This window comes from Pseudomonas sp. WAC2 (genome assembly GCF_030403525.1).
Lineage (GTDB): Bacteria > Pseudomonadota > Gammaproteobacteria > Pseudomonadales > Pseudomonadaceae > Chryseomonas > Chryseomonas luteola.
On record NZ_JAUEPD010000006.1, the window covers coordinates 98,327 to 115,582 of the forward strand.

A 17,256-nucleotide genomic window follows, 5' to 3' on the forward strand; every position below is an offset into this window, starting at 1 on the left:
AAAGTTGAACTCGAGCTGAACACCCTGGGTCCTCGTCCTTGTATGTAGGCACCAGGCGTGCAAAAAACGAATAAAGCCCAGATGGAGTACAACCATGGCGTTTTTTACCGCTGCCAGCAAAGCGGACTTTCAACACCAGTTACACCTTGCTCTTGCTCAGCATGTGGACGAGCCGACGCTCTCCAGGCTGACACCCTTCGCTGACCAGTTCTTCGGAATTGTCGCGTTGGAAGAACTGACCCAGCGCCGTCTTTCGGACCTTGTTGGTTGTGTACTCTCGGCCTGGCGCTTGTTGGAGCGTTTCAATCCGGCTCAGCCGCAGGTCAATGTATTCAACCCTGAATACGAGCGGCATGGCTGGCAGTCTGCCCACACGGCGGTAGAGGTCCTGCATGCCGATATCCCGTTCCTGGTTGACTCGGTCCGCATGCAGATCAATCGATCCGGACACAGCGTACATACTCTGCAGAACAGTGTACTGAGCGTACGCCGTGATGAGACAGGCCGTCTGCTGGAGGTACTGCCCAAAGGTACCCAGGGAGAGGGAGTCAGCCAGGAATCAGTCATTTTTCTTGAGATCGATCGCTGTGCTTCAGCCAGTGACATGAAGGCGCTTGAATCAGCCCTGCTTGAAGTGCTGGGCGAGGTGCGCCTGGCCGTGAACGATTTCAACCCCATGAAACAGCGTGTAGCGCATCTGCTCGATCAGCTGGACACCATGGCGGGGCCAAATGTGGCAGCAGAAGAGCTGGACGAGGTGAAGACCTTCCTGGCCTGGCTCAACGACAACCACTTCACGTTCTTGGGATATGAAGAGTTTACCGTCGAGAACGAGGGTGAGGGTGGCCGCATCTTCTATGACGAGTCCTCTCTGCTGGGGCTTTCGCGGCAGCTGCGCATAGGCCTTACTGCCGAAGACGCTCATATCCAGACCGAGTCGCTGCAGTATTTCCGTGAGCCGTTGCTGCTCTCGTTTGCCAAAGCTGCGTTGCCAAGCCGTGTACATCGTCCGGCCTATCCCGATTTTGTCTCTATCCGTCAGTGCGACGAACAGGGGCATGTCATTCGTGAACACCGGTTTATGGGGTTATATACCTCCAACGTCTATAACCAGAGCGTCGAAGCCATTCCCTTTATCCGGCGCAAGGCGGCGGAAGTCAGACGTCGGGCGGATTTCGGTGCCAGTGCACACTTGGGCAAGGAACTGGCGCAGGTGCTTGAAGCACTGCCTCGTGATGATCTCTTCCAGACACCGGTAGATGATCTTTTCGCTACGGCGATGTCCATTGTGCAGATCCAGGAGCGCAACAAGGTTCGCGTCTTCCTGCGCCGCGATCCCTACGGACGCTTCTATTACTGCCTGGCCTATGTACCGCGCGACATTTATTCCACCGAGGTCCGTCAGCGCATGCAGCAGATCCTTATGGAGCGCTTGCATGGCACCGACTGCGAGTTCTGGACCTATTTCTCCGAATCCGTTCTGGCGCGTGTTCAGTTCATTCTACGTATCGATCCAGGCCAGAAACCGGAAATTGATCCTTCGCGTATTGAAAAGGAAATGGTACAGGCGTGCCGGTCTTGGAAGGACGACTATGCCAGCCTGATCATCGATACCTTGGGCGAGGCGCAGGGTACAGCTGTACTGGCCGATTTCCCTCAGGGTTTCCCGGCCGGTTATCGTGAGCGTTTCGCGCCGCATCTGGCGGTGGTGGACATGCGGCATCTGCTGAACCTGTCGGAAAGCCGCCCGCTGATCATGAGCTTCTATCAGCCGCTCGGTTACAGCGGCGGCGACAATGTCCTGCATTGCAAGCTCTATCATGCGGATACGCCGCTGGCCTTGTCAGATGTGCTGCCAATCCTTGAAAACCTTGGCTTGCGCGTACTGGGTGAGTTTCCTTATCACCTGCGCAAGAAAGATGGGCGTGAATACTGGATCCACGATTTTGCCTTTACCACGGTGGCAGGGTTGCATGTGGACCTGCAACAGCTCAACGACACCTTCCAGGATGCGTTCATCCATATCGTCAATGGCAGCGCCGAGAATGACTCCTTTAACCGGCTGGTCCTGACGGCCGGGCTGCCCTGGCGTGATGTGGCCCTGCTACGTGCCTACGCGCGTTATCTCAAGCAGATTCGCATTGGGTTCGACGTTGGCTACATTGCCAGTACGCTGAACAATCATGTGGACATTGCACGCGAGCTGACACGCCTGTTCCGTATGCGCTTCTATCTGGCGCGCCGCATGAGTCCGGAAGATCTGGAAGACAAGCAACAGCGTTTGGAGCAGGCAATCCTTGCAGCACTGGATAACGTGGCAGTGCTCAACGAAGACCGTATCCTGCGTCGTTACCTGGATCTGATCAAGGCAACGCTGCGAACCAACTTTTACCAGCCAGACGAAAATGGACAGCCCAAGGGCTATTTCAGCTTCAAGTTCAATCCGCGTGCAATTCCCGAACTGCCCAAGCCTGTACCGCGATTTGAGATTTTCGTTTACTCGCCACGTGTGGAAGGCGTCCACCTGCGAGGCGGCAAGGTTGCTCGTGGCGGTCTGCGTTGGTCGGATCGGGAAGAGGATTACCGTACAGAGGTGCTGGGCCTGGTAAAGGCGCAGCAGGTTAAGAACTCGGTAATCGTACCGGTAGGAGCAAAAGGTGGATTCGTACCGCGGCGTCTGCCTGTAGGCGGTAGCCGGGATGAAATCCTGGCCGAGGCAATTGCGTGCTACCGCATCTTCATTTCCGGTTTGCTGGATATCACGGACAACCTGAAAGAGGGTGAAATCGTTCCGCCAGCGGGTGTTGTGCGTCAGGACGATGACGATCCCTATCTGGTCGTGGCAGCCGATAAAGGCACGGCGACCTTCTCGGACATTGCCAATAGTATTGCGGCTGAATACGGCTTCTGGCTGGGTGATGCGTTCGCTTCTGGCGGTTCGGCAGGTTACGACCACAAGAAAATGGGTATTACCTCGCGGGGTGCCTGGGTTAGCGTACAGCGGCATTTTCGCGAGCGGGGCATTGACGTCCAGAAAGACCCGGTCACCGTGCTGGGTATCGGCGATATGGCGGGCGATGTTTTTGGCAATGGTCTGTTGCGTTCGGAAAGCCTTCAGCTGGTGGCGGCATTCAACCATTTGCATATCTTTATCGACCCAAACCCCGACGCTGCCCGCAGCTTTGCCGAGCGCCAGCGTCTGTTTGACCTGCCACGCTCCAGCTGGACGGACTATGACGCCAGCCTGATTTCCGAGGGTGGCGGCATTTTCTCGCGTAGTGCCAAGCGAATTGAAATTTCGCCGCAGATGAAGGAACGCTTCGATATCCAGGCCGATCAGCTGACGCCCAACGAGCTGATTCATGCACTGCTCAAGGCTCCGGTCGATCTTATCTGGAACGGCGGTATCGGTACTTACGTCAAGGCCAGCTTCGAATCCCATGCGGATATCGGAGACAAGGCCAACGATGCGCTACGGGTGAACGGCAACGAGCTTCGCGCCAAGGTGGTAGGTGAGGGCGGTAACCTGGGCATGAGCCAGCTGGCACGGGTCGAGTATGGTCTCAATGGTGGCGCGTGCAATACCGACTTCATTGATAATGCCGGCGGCGTGGACTGCTCTGACCATGAGGTCAACATCAAGATTCTCTTGGGCGATGTGGTGTCCTCTGGCGACATGACCCTGAAACAGCGTAATCAGCTTATGGGCGAGATGACCGATGAAGTCGGTGAGCTGGTCGTCAACAACAATTACATGCAAACCCAAGCGCTGTCTCTGGCGGAGCGTCGTGCACGGACGCATCTCATGGAGTACAAGCGTCTCATCGTGGACCTGGAAGGCCGTGGCAAACTTGACCGCGCATTGGAGTTCCTGCCCTCTGATGATGTTCTGACAGAGCGCGCCAGCCAGGGTATAGGCCTGACCCGCGCCGAGCTTTCGGTGCTGATCTCCTACAGCAAGATCGATTTGAAGGAGCAATTGCTCAAGTCGAGCGTGCCGGACGATGAGTACCTTAGCCGCGACATGCATACTGCGTTCCCGCAGCGCCTGACTGAGGAGTTTGGCGAGGCGATGCAGCGGCATCGTCTGAAGCGCGAGATCGTGAGTACCCAGATCGCCAACGATCTGATCAACCATATGGGTATCACCTTTATCCAGCGCCTCAAGGAGTCCACCGCCATGAGCGCGGCGGATATCACGCGTGCCTATGTTGTGATGCGAGATGTCCTGCATTTGCCTCATTGGTGGCGTCAGATCGAAGCGCTAGACTATAAGGTTCCGGCAGATGTTCAGTTGAGTCTGATGGATGAATTGATGCGCTTGGGGCGTCGTGCGACGCGCTGGTTCCTGCGCAGCCGTCGCGGTGAGCTGGATGCTGCGCGTGATGTTGCTCACTTCGGGCCACGTATTGCCGCGCTGGGCGTTCGTTTGAACGAACTGCTCGAGGGCGAGCCACGCAGCCAGTGGGAAGGGCGGTATCAGCATTACATCGATCAGGGTACGCCGGAGCTACTGGCGCGTGTGGTGGCGGGTACGACGCATATCTACACGCTTTTGCCCATCATCCAGGCGGCTGACGTGACCGGGCATGACCCAATTCAGGTGGCCTCTACCTGGTTCGCTGTTGGCAATGCGCTCGACCTGACCTGGTATCAGCAACAGCTCAACGAGTTGCCGGTTGAAAATGCCTGGCAAGCATTGGCGCGTGAAGCGTTCAGAGATGAACTGGATGCACAGCAGCGCATCATCACGATTGCGGTTTTGCAGATGCCTGAGGCACCTGAAGATAACGCTGCGCGGCTGGCCCTATGGATGGAGCACAACCGTACCATGGTGGAACGCTGGAGAGGTATGCTCAGTGATGTGCGTGCCGCCAGCGGAAAGGATTTCGCCATGTATGCGGTGGCAGCCCGTGAACTAATGGACTTGGCTAGTCTGGGTTCTGCCACGAGTTCGACGATGTAAGTCGCACCATCGATAAAAAACCCCGCCTCGGCGGGGTTTTTTATAAGCTTATTTAATTTCAGCCAATCCTTTGAGCAGCGCCTTGTGAAAGCGCTCGGGATCCTGGATTTGTGGTGCATGTCCCATGTCATCAAATTCGACTAGTGTGGCATGGGGAATTGTCTTGGCTGTCTGCTTGCCTAGGGTCGTATAGTCACCCAGTGCCTTCTGTGCTTCTGGAGTGGCTGCGTCCTTGCCAATGGCGGTATTGTCCTTGGTGCCTATCATGAGCAGGGTTGGCATGCGCAGCTGATCAAATTCATAGACCACAGGCTGGGTATAGATCATGTCGTACAGCAGGGCCGAGTTCCAGGCTACGACCTGCTTGCCCTCACCACGATACAGCCCGGCCAGCATATCGACCCAGCGATCGTATTCAGGCTTCCACTGGCCGGCGTAATAGGTGTTCTGCTCGTACTTGCGAATACCTTCGGCGCTTGTTTTCAGCTCCCGCTCGTACCATTGGTCAACACTACGGTAAGGCACACCTTTGGTCTTCCAATCTTCAAGGCCAATGGGGTTAACCATGACCAGTTGCTCGACCTGGCTGGGGTAGAGCAGGGCATAGCGGGTAGCCAGCATGCCGCCGGTGGAATGACCTAAAACTGTGACCTTGTCTACACCCAGATGCTCGAGAAGCGCGTGGGTATTCACCGCCAGCTGCTGAAAGGTATATTGATAGTGTTCAGGTTTGGTGGATTTACAAAAACCAATCTGGTCCGGCGCTACGACCCGATAACCGGCCCCGCTCAGTTGGGCTATGGTCGTTTCCCAGGTTCCGGCACAAAAGTTCTTTCCATGCATCAGCACCACGGTACGCCCGTTAGGTGTTGCGGTAGGCTTCACATCGATGTAAGCCATTTGCAGGCGTTGATTTTGGGATGTGAACTCAAACTCACTTACCGGGTAAGCGTATTCGAAACCTTCCAGGCGTGGACCATAGGCGGCATCGGCAGCCAATGCCGAATGTGTCAGGGTAGCTAGCAGCAAAGCAGGGGCGAGGCGCGCGAACATGGATAACTTGCTCCTTGGGATGATTCAGCCGTTTCGACTTACCCTAGGCAACTAATAGTTCCGTAGTCCACCAGCACTGTTTGACAAGACATGTACAACAGGAAAGCTCTAGCGGGCGGATCATAGATCTTTAGCGCTATCCCGATCAATCACACTTGTACAATAACGTACCTATGCAGGCACAATAGGCATAGATAAAACATCCATACGTAACGACAGGAGAGGATGCTTGGCCGTCGCCGACAATCCCAGTTCCTCGCTTCCAGCCAGCACGCTGACGGAATGTGCGAAAGAACCGATACACATTCCCGGTAGTATCCAGCCACATGGGTTTCTGCTGGCCCTGAGCGAGCCGAGCCTGACGATTACTCAGGTTAGCCAAAACGTACAGGATTATCTGTGTGCCAGCCCTGCCGATCTGCTAGGAAAGTGCCTGAGTGATTTTCTGCCAGAGACGGATCTGTCCGAGCGGCTGAAAGAGCTGGTCGTCGAGGACCACAATCCCTTCTATCTAGGTGATGTAACCTTGCGGCTTGGCGATAACAGCTACCGTTTTGCCATGTTCGTGCATCGTTTCGATGATGTATTGATCGCCGAGTTCGAAGCGGCCGGCACGGCGGCAATGGCCTACACGACGATGTACCCGTTGGTGCGTACCTTTGTCGAGCAGCTGCAGCATGCCGAGTCCATCGAGGCGCTTTGTCTGTTGGCGGTGCGAGAGGTTAAACGCATTACGCAGTTCGGCCGCGTACTGGCGTATCGCTTTGATCGCGACGGCCACGGCCAGGTGATTGCCGAAGAGGCAGACGAGGGCTACGATCGCTACCTTGGCCATGTCTTTCCCGAGTCGGATATTCCGGCTCAGGCGCGTCGGCTCTATCGTGAAAACCGGATTCGCGTCATTCAGGACGCCTATTACAAGCCCTCCATCATCGAGCCTTCCGTCAATCCAGAAACGGGGCGCCCGCTGGACTTGAGCTTTGCAATGCTACGCAGCGTGTCGCCAGTGCATATCCAGTACATGCGTAACATGGGGACGCAGGCCTCTATGTCCATTTCCATTCTGGTGGACAATGAACTCTGGGGGCTGATTTCCTGCCACGATGCGGGGTCAAAGCCGGTCAGTTTCCAGAAACGCACTGGCTGTGAGCTCCTGGGGCGTATGCTGTCCTTGCAGATCGAGGCAGGCGAGTCCCATAAACTATCTGATCGTCGTTTGTCGCTTCGGCAGATGATCGTGCAGCTGCTGGCCGCAATGGCTGACCGCGATAGTGTGATCGAGGGCATTGCCGAAATGCCTGATGTTTTCCTCCGGTTCGCCAGTGCATCGGGTGGCGCTATCGTGTCGGCTGAGCGCTGTGACCTGATTGGTCAGACGCCCCCGCGTTCGGTCGTCGAGTCGTTGGTGATGTGGCTCTCGACGCACGTTGAAGATGATTTTCATACCAACAATGTGACACGCGATATTCCCGAGCTGGAGTTGGGCGGCTATGTTGCCGGTTTGCTGGCGGTGCCGATTTCCGAGCTTCACTCCCATTACCTGATCTGGTTCAGGCCTGAGCAGATTCAGGTCGTCAATTGGGCCGGACCGCCGCACAAGGCGGTGCAGGACAATGGGATGCTCAACCCCCGTCTGAGCTTTAGCACATGGCAGGAAACCGTCCGGGGCTTCTCGTTGCCGTGGGACCCACTCGAGATCGAGGGCAGCATCGAGCTGCGTAATGCTGTTCGCGGTATCGTCTTGCGCAAGGCTGAAGAACTGGCTGAATTGGCGGAGGAGCTCAAGCGAACCAATAAAGAGCTTGAAGCCTTTTCTTATAGTGTCTCACATGACCTGCGTGCGCCTCTGCGGCACATCGCGGGTTACGCAGAGCTGCTCAATGACTTTGAGGGCGACAAGCTTTCTGATCGTGGAGCGCGCTTCCTTGAGAACATTGGCGTTTCAGCACGATTTGCCGGAACCCTAGTTGATAATCTGCTGAGCTTTTCCCAGATGGGAAGGGCTGCGATCCGCTATTCCGATGTCAATGTCGCAGCCTTGATCGAAGCGATTCGTCAGGAGATGGCGCCTGACTTTGCCGGGCGCAACATCGCGTGGAAGGTCGAGCCATTGCCGATGGTCATTGCAGATGCGGCTTTTATTCATCTGGCGCTCCGCAACCTGATTTCCAACGCGATCAAGTACACCCGCAACCGCGAGCAAGCGGTTATCGAGATCGGCTCAGAATCAACCGACAAGGAAGACATTTTCCATGTCAGAGATAACGGGGTCGGATTCAACATGGATTACGTGGGCAAGCTGTTCGGCGTCTTCCAGCGACTGCACCATATGGACGAGTTCGAAGGCATCGGTATCGGCCTTGCCACTGTCCGCCGTATCATAGAACGCCATGATGGCAGGGTCTGGGCTGAGGGCGAGCCGGGCACAGGTGCCACGTTCTATTTTGCTTTACCGAAACAGCGCCCCCTTTCCACACAGAAACGTTGAGACTCCTTCTATGCTTAAGCCGATTCTTCTGATCGAGGATAATCCGCACGATCTCGAGCTGACGCTGGTTGCGCTTGAACGGAGCCAGTTGGCCAACGAGGTCATTGTTCTGCGCGACGGTGCCGAGGCGTTGGACTATCTCATGCGCCGGGGCGCTCATGCTGAGCGACTTGAGGGAAATCCGGCGGTAATACTGCTGGACTTGAAATTACCCAAGGTCGATGGCCTTGAGGTGCTCAAAGAAGTGCGTGATACCCCGTCATTGCGCAGCATACCGGTTGTAATGCTGACCTCTTCTCGCGAGGAGCCTGATCTGGAGCGGGCCTATCAGCTCGGTGTCAATGCTTATGTGGTAAAACCTGTCGAGTTCCGTGATTTCGTAGCGGCCATCAGCGACCTAGGCATCTTTTGGGCTGTGCTCAACGAGCCGCCGCCCGGTTCGTTCCGTCTAACCCGTCGCCCTGGCTCATAGAGAGGTCCTTATCAAATCCTATACTGCAGATGACCCGAACGGCCTGATTTCACGTTCCATGCTCGTGGAACCTGCTCGGCGAAGCAATATGTCCTTACCGAAACGCATCAAGATATTGTTGGTCGAGGATAGCAAGCTCGACGTCGAGCTGATCCTTATCGAACTGGAGCGCAACGGCTTTAGTCTTGAGCCAACGGTTGTGTATGACCGAGCGGGGCTTGACGCAGCACTGTGCGGCCAGCCGTTCGATCTTATCCTGTCGGATATCATCCTGCCTGGCTTCTCTGGAGCCGAGGCGCTCAAAGTGGCGCGCGTGGCGGCTCCCGATACGCCGTTCATCTTTGTTTCCGGCATTTTTGGTGAGGCACATGCCGTCGAGATGATGCGCCTGGGCGCGAATGACTACGTGCTCAAGCAGAGTCTGGAGCTGCTTTCTACTTCCGTAGAGCGTGCATTGACTGTTGTGCATGAACGACGGGAGCGCCGCAAGGCCGAAGAGGCTCTGCAAACGCTTGAAGTGCGCTCCCGGCTGGCAATCGATGCGGCGCGCCTGGGCATGTGGGAGCTTCAACCCGAGACCAACTGCCTGCTGTGGGACGAGCGCTGCAAGGCCATGTTCGACTTGCCTTCGGACGCACAGGTCGATTTGGAGTTGTTTGCTCGACTGGGGCATCCGGACGAAGTCCAGAAGATGTTTGACGCGGTCCGCCGTGCTACCGAGCACAGCAATGATCAGGAATATCATGCGGAATACCGGATTTCTCTCCCTACTGGAGGACAGCGCTGGATCGAGGCGAGAGGCAAGGCATTCTTCGAGGATGGCATCTGCACCCGCCTGCTCGGGGTAATGATGGATATCACCCAGCAGAAGCGGGCCACCGAAGCGCTGGAGCAACTCAATACCTTGCTGGGCGAACGTGTACAGGAACGTACACGCGAGCGCGACCGTACCTGGGATCTGTCACGAGGCCTGTTGATCGTAACCGGATCACAAGGTCGTCTGTTGGCATTGAACCCGGCCTGGGCTGAGACCCTAGGATGGGATCGCCAGGCCTTGATCGACAAGCCGTTCATTGAGCTGGTGCATAGTGATGATCGCAGCATTACCCAGGCTGAGCTGAACAGTGTTAGTAACGGCCGGATAACCAACCGGTTCGTTAATCGTATTCAGCATCGAGACGGCAGCTATCGCTGGATTTCCTGGACGGCTGTGCCCGAAGATGGAAAGTTGTATGGCTCGGGGCGCGACATCACCGCCGAAGTGGATGCCATGGAAGAACTGGCGACAGCCAACCGGCAGTTGCGTGAGCAGATCAATGAGCGGGAGCGCGTAGAGGCGACGCTGCAGCAAATGCAGCGCCTGGAAGCCGTGGGTCAGCTTACGGCCGGTGTTGCGCATGACTTCAACAATCTATTGACTGTCATTCTCAGCAGTGCGGCGTTCATGGGGCGCGATCTGGAAAAGGGCACTTTAGAAAAATTGCCTTCGCGTTTGCAGAATGTTCGCGAGGCGGGAGAGCGAGGCGCCAAGCTGATTGGTCAGTTATTGGCGTTTTCACGACGCCAGCGCCTTGCGCCAAAGCCTGTTGAATTGAACGAGACGGTCAACAGCATGCTGGCCTTGTTGCAAAGCACCATGGGCGGCAGCGTGTGGATTGAGACCTCCCTGGAGCCGGGGCTTTGGCATGCCTTGGTCGATCCGACCCAGATCGAGTTGATCATCCTGAATCTGGCAATTAATGCTCGGGATGCCATGAGCGTAGGCGGGTCGCTGCGTCTGACCACGGCCAACCAGACGATTACAGCCGCACCTTCGCGGCCTGAAGAGCCAGAGCCGGGCGATTACGTCATGATGTCCGTGCGGGATTCTGGCACGGGTATGACAGATGAGGTGCTGGCCAAGGCATTCGAGCCGTTCTTCACTACCAAGGAAGTAGGCAAGGGCTCTGGCCTGGGGCTTGCTCAGGTGTTTGGTTTTGCCAAGCAATCCGGTGGTGGAGTGCGCATCGAAACCGAATTGGGTGTAGGCACCGAAGTCAAAGTATTTCTACCCCGCGCCGAGGTGGAGTTGGATGATGCGGCGTCGGATATCCAGGCAGCCTCCGAGAGCCGCATGGATGGGCCCAGGCGTACGATCCTGCTGGTTGATGATGACAGTGCTGTTCGGGAGGTTACCGCAACGCTGCTTCAGGAGCTGGGATATAGCGTCATCGAGGCGCAGAACGGTTTTGCTGCATTGGCGGTGATAGAGCGTACGGCCAAGATTGATCTGTTGCTGGCTGACTTTGCCATGCCGGGCATGAACGGCGCCGAGCTCGCCCGGACGTTGCGTCAACGCCAGCCCGATCTTCCCGTAGTTTTCATTACCGGATACGCCGAACTCGGTGAGCTGGACGAGCAGGAATATTTCATCGTGCCCAAGCCCTTTCGAGAGAATGACCTGGCGAACAAGGTTCATTCAGCCCTGAAAGGCTCCAATCCCTTGAAAGTAGTACAGCAGACATGAGTACGTCCTCTATTCGTGAGCGTTTACGACAGGCCGGTGGCGAATTGCATCAGCAGGTGGACGCCTTGTTTTCGTCCTATCGACTAACGGATCTGGATGGCTACCAGACGTTTCTGGTTGCCCATGCATGGGCCTTGTTTCCCATGGAGGAGATGCTTGAGTCCTCCGGCATCGAAGCGATGATGCCTGACTGGAAGCAGCGTCGGCGTCGGTTTGCGTTGGCCGAAGATTTGGCCATGCTGGGTGTGTCTGTACCTGAATATAAGCCTTTGCAGGCCTGCAGTAATGAGGCCACCCTTTGGGGATATGCCTATGTGCTTGAAGGGTCACGGCTCGGCGGCAAGATGATTGCCCGCTATGTGGCTAGTAGTGATGAGCCATTGATTCGGGCTGCAACTCATTATCTAAGTCATGTTCCTGACTCCGGGCCGGCCGGATGGCCTGCTTTTCTGGCAGAGCTGGAGCATCGGGCGGTACATTGGAAAGAAGACGATCTCTTCAGCGGTCAATCTCAAGCCTTTGGCTTGTTTTTACAGGCAGGGCAACGCTTTCAACCGGTCGCCTCAAGCACCGCCTGATTCTTCAGGCGGTAACGGCGCTGTGGGTGTCCTTTCATCAGGAATCGCTCCAATCTGGCGTAGGCGAACCAACAGATCGGGAGCGCCTGCCAATTTGAGTCCCTGACCTAGCGCATCGCTTAACGGTGACTGACGGGGCAGCAGAAGCCATTCTAGCTGCTCCGGGTGTCCGGGAAGAGTAAGTCGGGCATAGGGAATGGCGTTATCAATCAGTAGTTTTACAAACCCTCGCTCGTTCCAGCACTCCGAAGGTACGGCAAGTACATGGAAGGCTTCACCGAGTGTCTCTACCGCAGCCGGATCGAGCTGATAGGTCGTCAATTCTGCGGGCAGTAGATATTCAAGGCCTCTTAAGCGTGCATAGGCTACTGCGCCTGCAAAAGCGCAAACCTGCTGCTCATCGCCATACCAGAACAGCCGTGAGCCGCGCCAGCTCGCTTCACGAAGCTGCAGTGAAAAGCGGTTTCCTGCCAGGGCCTGGCCCAGTGTGGACTCAAAGTCGCGATAACTGATAATGCGTACATGGCGGCGACAGTAGGGTGTAGCGGCCAGCTCTTCAAAGCTGCTCGCCGAGACCGTGCTGACGGCGGGGTGGCGTGTATAGACGCCGTTGATCCAGCGCAGGTCGAAGCTGGAGTAATTGATCTGCCGCGTCTTGATGAGCTGGCTGAGAAGCTCATAGGCAGGCGCCTTGTCTTCCTGAACCGGACCTGAAAGTGCTCCACGTGACAGGGAAATCAATTGATACAGGGGAAGCCCTTCATCCCACCAGATGCTTTCGACATCCTTCGGGAGTGGCTGAAAATCAAGATCCAGACGGCTGGCGCGATGCAGCACTCGACTGGCCGACTGACCAAGTTTCAAGCGCTGGGTAAGCGCCATGAACCGAGCACTGAGGCTTAGCGCATTCCGCGGGCTCATTTTCCCTCCGTGGGACAATTCACTGGCGCTCCATTCGTATTCAAAGACCCGTTGATAAACGGCGGGCCATCGGACCCTGCCGACTGATAAAGATTCACTGATTGCACTAACAATTCACTATGGCATGCATAGGAAAGTCTGCGCGATTTTCTTCCGAACGGTTGGAATAACCCGGGGAAGTAGAGCACACGTTGAAAGGCACCAGCCAAATACGAGCGGGTTTTGAAAAATACTCTTTTTATTCTGACATTTTATAACTTGTTCAGTTCGTTACTGATAACTGCTTTGCAATTACAAAAGAGCTGTACGGCTTATTCCCACTACGGGCATGGAGAGACTCGCGACTTGTTGAGCTGTATAATGGGCGGTCCTTCCATTCGAACAGCCCTTGCCCATGTACTCCACGGTTCGTAACCTACTGTTCAAGCTTTCTCCGGAAACGTCCCACGATCTGACCCTTGATCTGATTGGTGCTGGTGGCAGGCTGGGTCTCAATGGCCTGTTTCATCGCCAGCCTTCGTTCCCCGTCACGGTCATGGGGCTGGAGTTCGCCAACCCTGTAGGCCTGGCGGCTGGACTGGATAAAAACGGTGCTGCCATCGACGGTTTTTCACAGTTGGGGTTCGGTTTTGTCGAGGTGGGTACGGTAACGCCAAGGCCACAGCCGGGTAACCCTCGGCCACGACTGTTCCGTATTCCCCAGGCTGAGGCCATCATTAATCGCATGGGGTTCAATAACCTGGGCGTCGACCATCTGATTCAGCGGGTTCGGGCCTCCCGGTACAAAGGCATTCTTGGAATCAATATCGGCAAGAATTTCGATACGCCTGTCGAGCGTGCCGCTGACGATTATCTGCTATGCCTGGACAAGGTCTATGCGCATGCCAGCTACGTGACCGTCAACGTCAGCTCGCCCAATACACCCGGACTGCGCAGCCTGCAATTTGGTGACTCGCTCAAAGCGCTTCTGGAAGCGCTTCGGCTTCGTCAGGAGGATCTGGCGGTGCGTTACGGCAAGCGAGTGCCGATTGCCATCAAGATCGCGCCGGACATGACGGATGAAGAGACTGTACTGGTAGCTCATGCCATTCATCAGGCAGGCATGGACGCGATCATCGCGACGAACACGACTCTGAGCCGGGACGGCGTGGAGAATTTTCCCTATGCTGCCGAGGCGGGCGGTCTTTCCGGTGCGCCGGTGCGTGATAAGAGTACGCATACGGTACGTGTGCTGGCGTCGGAGCTAAAGGGCAAACTGCCCATTATTGCGGCAGGCGGCATTACCGAGGGTATCCACGCAGAGCAGAAGATAGCGGCGGGTGCGAGCCTGGTTCAAATCTATACCGGCTTCATTTACAAGGGACCGGCACTCATTCGCGAGTCGGTAGATGCTATCGCTTCGACAATCAAAAGGGCTCCTTAAGGAGCCCTGTGCCTCGTTGGAGGCGTATCTGGTGTTCACCAGTGCGATCTGTTTGAGGGCGTTAAGTCACCCATCCAAAACGAATTAGGTTGTATCAGCCTGCTACGTTGAGTTGATTTAAGCGATGAATACCTGCTGTGCCGATGAAGCCATCCCAGTGGTCGCCGCGGCCTTCGCGCCAGCCGTTCATCCAGGCCTGGCGGATTTTTTGATGGTTAAAGGGGCAAAGATCGCGGGATTTTCCGCTAACGCCGTGCTGATAACCACGTTGAAAAGCTCGTTCCATCGGATCACGCTTAAGTCTTCTCATAGGGTGTTGCCCTCGTTTGTTGACTGTTTTTCCAATGGCCCTTGGGCCTCGTGGAAGCGTTGCCGGCGTGACGCTTCTCATCCCGCTCATTGCGAATCGGGATTGGTTAAGTTCTAACCAATGGTTACAGCTATGTGAATGATCGTTTTGGCATAACCATAGTGTTTTTATCAAATCTAACCATAACGACCGGCTAAGAAAGACCTGTACCAGGCCGGTCCTAACAGTCAAAGCCTTATGTAATAGGGCTTTTTATGGTTTTCAGTTTTCTGGCCGGTCAGTAAACCTGCCATCAATGAGTAATGACGATTCATGACCAATCAATACGAATTGTTTCTGACGTGCCCTAAAGGGCTGGACGGGCTGCTATTGGACGAGGCACAAGCGCTTGGTCTGGAGCAGGCACGCGCTCAGGTCTCTGCCATACGTGGACAGGGCACGCTGGAAACAGCCTATCGGCTTTGCCTCTGGTCACGTTTGGCAAACCGGGTGCTGTTGGTACTGTCGCGCTTTACAGTAACCAATGCCGATACCCTTTACGACGGGGTGGCGGCTATTGATTGGAGCGAACACCTTGAGCCCAACGGGACATTGGCCGTTGAATTTTCCGGAAAGGGTTCGGGGATTGATAACACACATTTCGGCGCGCTCAAGGTTAAGGACGCTATTGTCGATGGGCTGCGCAGGGTATCGGGGCAGCGTCCGTCGATTGACAAGGTGCGGCCGGACGTTCGCATTCACGTTCATCTGGATCGAGGTGAAGCGACGGTATCGCTGGATTTGTCCGGACACAGCCTGCACCAGCGAGGTTACCGTCTGCAGCAGGGTGCTGCACCGCTCAAGGAAAATCTGGCGGCGGCCATTCTGATTCGTGCGGGCTGGCCGCAACTGGCCGCGCAGGGCGGCGCGTTGGCTGACCCGATGTGTGGGGTAGGGACGTTCCTTGTTGAGGCAGGGTTGATGGCTGCGGACATCGCGCCCAATCTGAAGCGGGAACATTGGGGGTTCTCGAACTGGTTGGGGCATATCCCGGCGGTGTGGAATCGCTTGATTGACGAGGCCGAGGATCGAGCTGTCGCCGGGCTTGCGCGTCCACCGCTATGGATTCGCGGGTATGAAGCAGACCCTCGGCTTATTCAACCCGCCCGCAATAATATCGAACGGGCAGGGCTGGGCGACTGGATCAAGGTTTATCAGGGAGAAGTAGCGAGTTTTGAACCGCGACCAGATAAGAACCAGACTGGTCTGGTCATCTGCAACCCACCCTATGGCGAGCGCCTAGGGGATGAGGCAAGCCTGCTGTATCTCTATCAGAACCTGGGTGAGCGTCTGCGCATGAGTTGCTTGAACTGGCGTGCCGGTGTGTTTACGGGAGCACCGGAGCTGGGCAAGCGCATGGGTATCCGCAGCCACAAGCAATATGCATTCTGGAACGGTGCACTGCCTTGCAAGCTGCTCATGTTCGAGATCGAACCACGGCAATTTGTGACTGGTGAACGTTCTTCCACATCGTCAAAATCCCGTGATGAGGCGCAGGTAGCAGCGGAACCTGCCAAGCTGAGCGAAGGCGGGCAGATGTTTGCCAATCGCCTGCAAAAGAACCTGAAGCAACTTTCCAAATGGGCGCGTAAGGAAGAGATCGAGTGTTATCGCGTGTATGACGCGGACATGCCCGAGTACGCTGTTGCCGTCGATCTGTACCGTGACTGGGTTCATGTGCAGGAATACGCACCGCCGAAGACTATCGACCCGGAAAAGGCGCAGTCGCGGTTGTTGGACGCATTGGCAGCCATTCCGCAGGCGCTGAATGTTGATCCTTCTCGTGTGGTCGTGAAGCGTCGCGAGCGCCAGACTGGTAAGAAGCAGTACGAGCGTCAGGCTGCGCAGGGTCACTTTATGGAGGTGATCGAAGGGGGTGTGAAGCTTCTGGTCAACCTGACCGATTATCTGGACACCGGCCTGTTCCTGGATCATCGACCCTTGCGCTTGCGTATCCAGCAGGAGTCCGCTGGCAAGCGTTTCCTGAACCTGTTCTGTTACACCGCGACGGCGACTGTACATGCAGCGGTTGGCGGTGCCCGCAGCACCACCAGCGTAGACATGTCACGGACCTATCTGGACTGGGGACGTCGCAATCTGGCGCTCAATGGCTTCTCTGACAAGCATCGTCTGGAACAAGCCAATGTCATGGAGTGGCTCGATGAGAACCGGGGAGAGTACGATCTGATCTTTATCGATCCGCCAACCTTCTCCAACTCCAAGCGTATGGAGGGCGTGTTCGATGTTCAGCGTGATCACGTTTCACTGATCGATATGGCCATGGCTCGGCTTGCCCGGGGAGGCCTCCTCTATTTTTCGAACAACTTCCGAAAGTTTGAGCTGGATGCTTCGCTCTCAGCACGCTACCAGGTAGAAGAGATTACGCAAGAGACACTTGATCCGGATTTTGCACGGAACAGCAAGATTCACAGAGCGTGGCGGATTTCGGCTAAGCCAAAAGCATAATGATGCGCTCGCTTGTGACTTCTGTCATGAAGCG

Annotated in this window: 10 protein-coding genes; 7 read left to right on the top strand and 3 right to left on the bottom strand. The window is 55.9% G+C overall.

The annotated features are described in order from the left end of the window. Positions 1-94 precede the first annotated feature (94 nt). Positions 95-4,966, top strand: coding sequence for an NAD-glutamate dehydrogenase (locus QWJ10_RS14385; RefSeq protein ID WP_289927412.1), 4,872 nt, complete (start codon positions 95-97; stop codon positions 4,964-4,966). Positions 4,967-5,014: 48 nt separating this feature from the next. On the opposite strand, the gene QWJ10_RS14390 is transcribed toward QWJ10_RS14385, so the two are convergent. Further along, positions 5,015-6,019: an alpha/beta hydrolase gene (locus QWJ10_RS14390; RefSeq protein WP_289927414.1), complete on the bottom strand. Its 1,005-nt coding sequence runs from the start codon at positions 6,017-6,019 to the stop codon at positions 5,015-5,017. 229 nt (positions 6,020-6,248) lie between these two features. On the opposite strand from QWJ10_RS14390, the gene QWJ10_RS14395 reads away from it, so the two are divergent. The 4 genes from QWJ10_RS14395 to QWJ10_RS14410 all read left to right on the top strand — a co-directional run bounded on the left by QWJ10_RS14395 (position 6,249) and on the right by QWJ10_RS14410 (position 12,063). Continuing rightward, on the top strand, positions 6,249-8,507 hold the full coding sequence (locus tag QWJ10_RS14395; RefSeq protein ID WP_289927416.1) for an ATP-binding protein: 2,259 nt from the start codon (positions 6,249-6,251) through the stop codon (positions 8,505-8,507). A 10-nt stretch (positions 8,508-8,517) separates the two neighbouring features. After that, positions 8,518-8,979, top strand: a complete 462-nt coding sequence (locus QWJ10_RS14400) for a response regulator (RefSeq protein WP_019365111.1) — start codon at positions 8,518-8,520, stop codon at positions 8,977-8,979. Positions 8,980-9,067: 88 nt separating this feature from the next. Next, a complete protein-coding gene (locus tag QWJ10_RS14405) occupies positions 9,068-11,485 on the top strand; it encodes a response regulator (protein ID WP_289927419.1) in 2,418 nt (805 codons plus the stop codon). Next, positions 11,482-12,063, top strand: a complete 582-nt coding sequence (locus tag QWJ10_RS14410; RefSeq protein ID WP_289927421.1) for a biliverdin-producing heme oxygenase — start codon at positions 11,482-11,484, stop codon at positions 12,061-12,063. The genes QWJ10_RS14405 and QWJ10_RS14410 overlap by 4 nt, the downstream gene beginning before the upstream one ends. On the opposite strand, the gene QWJ10_RS14415 is transcribed toward QWJ10_RS14410, so the two are convergent. Continuing rightward, positions 12,049-12,984 (bottom strand): hypothetical protein, encoded by a 936-nt coding sequence (locus tag QWJ10_RS14415; protein ID WP_181123578.1) that lies wholly within the window; start codon positions 12,982-12,984, stop codon positions 12,049-12,051. The two genes, QWJ10_RS14410 and QWJ10_RS14415, sit on opposite strands and share 15 nt — an antisense overlap. A 394-nt stretch (positions 12,985-13,378) precedes the next feature. On the opposite strand from QWJ10_RS14415, the gene QWJ10_RS14420 reads away from it, so the two are divergent. Then, a complete protein-coding gene (locus tag QWJ10_RS14420) occupies positions 13,379-14,407 on the top strand; it encodes a quinone-dependent dihydroorotate dehydrogenase (RefSeq protein ID WP_289927431.1) in 1,029 nt (342 codons plus the stop codon). A 94-nt stretch (positions 14,408-14,501) separates the two neighbouring features. On the opposite strand, the gene rmf is transcribed toward QWJ10_RS14420, so the two are convergent. Continuing rightward, positions 14,502-14,717: a ribosome modulation factor gene (rmf, locus tag QWJ10_RS14425; protein ID WP_010797981.1), complete on the bottom strand. Its 216-nt coding sequence runs from the start codon at positions 14,715-14,717 to the stop codon at positions 14,502-14,504. A gap of 312 nt (positions 14,718-15,029) precedes the next feature. On the opposite strand from rmf, the gene rlmKL reads away from it, so the two are divergent. Continuing rightward, a complete protein-coding gene (gene rlmKL, locus QWJ10_RS14430; protein ID WP_289927439.1) occupies positions 15,030-17,222 on the top strand; it encodes a bifunctional 23S rRNA (guanine(2069)-N(7))-methyltransferase RlmK/23S rRNA (guanine(2445)-N(2))-methyltransferase RlmL in 2,193 nt (730 codons plus the stop codon). Positions 17,223-17,256 lie beyond the last annotated feature (34 nt).

Coding starts and splice junctions, on each gene's coding strand:
- QWJ10_RS14385 (WP_289927412.1), top strand. CDS start 95: ATGGCGTTTTTTACCGCTGCCAGCAAAGCGGACTTTCAACACCAGTTA.
- QWJ10_RS14390 (WP_289927414.1), bottom strand. CDS start 6,019: ATGTTCGCGCGCCTCGCCCCTGCTTTGCTGCTAGCTACCCTGACACAT.
- QWJ10_RS14400 (WP_019365111.1), top strand. CDS start 8,518: ATGCTTAAGCCGATTCTTCTGATCGAGGATAATCCGCACGATCTCGAG.
- QWJ10_RS14405 (WP_289927419.1), top strand. CDS start 9,068: ATGTCCTTACCGAAACGCATCAAGATATTGTTGGTCGAGGATAGCAAG.
- QWJ10_RS14410 (WP_289927421.1), top strand. CDS start 11,482: ATGAGTACGTCCTCTATTCGTGAGCGTTTACGACAGGCCGGTGGCGAA.
- QWJ10_RS14415 (WP_181123578.1), bottom strand. CDS start 12,984: ATGAGCCCGCGGAATGCGCTAAGCCTCAGTGCTCGGTTCATGGCGCTT.
- QWJ10_RS14420 (WP_289927431.1), top strand. CDS start 13,379: ATGTACTCCACGGTTCGTAACCTACTGTTCAAGCTTTCTCCGGAAACG.
- rmf (WP_010797981.1), bottom strand. CDS start 14,717: ATGAGAAGACTTAAGCGTGATCCGATGGAACGAGCTTTTCAACGTGGT.
- rlmKL (WP_289927439.1), top strand. CDS start 15,030: ATGACCAATCAATACGAATTGTTTCTGACGTGCCCTAAAGGGCTGGAC.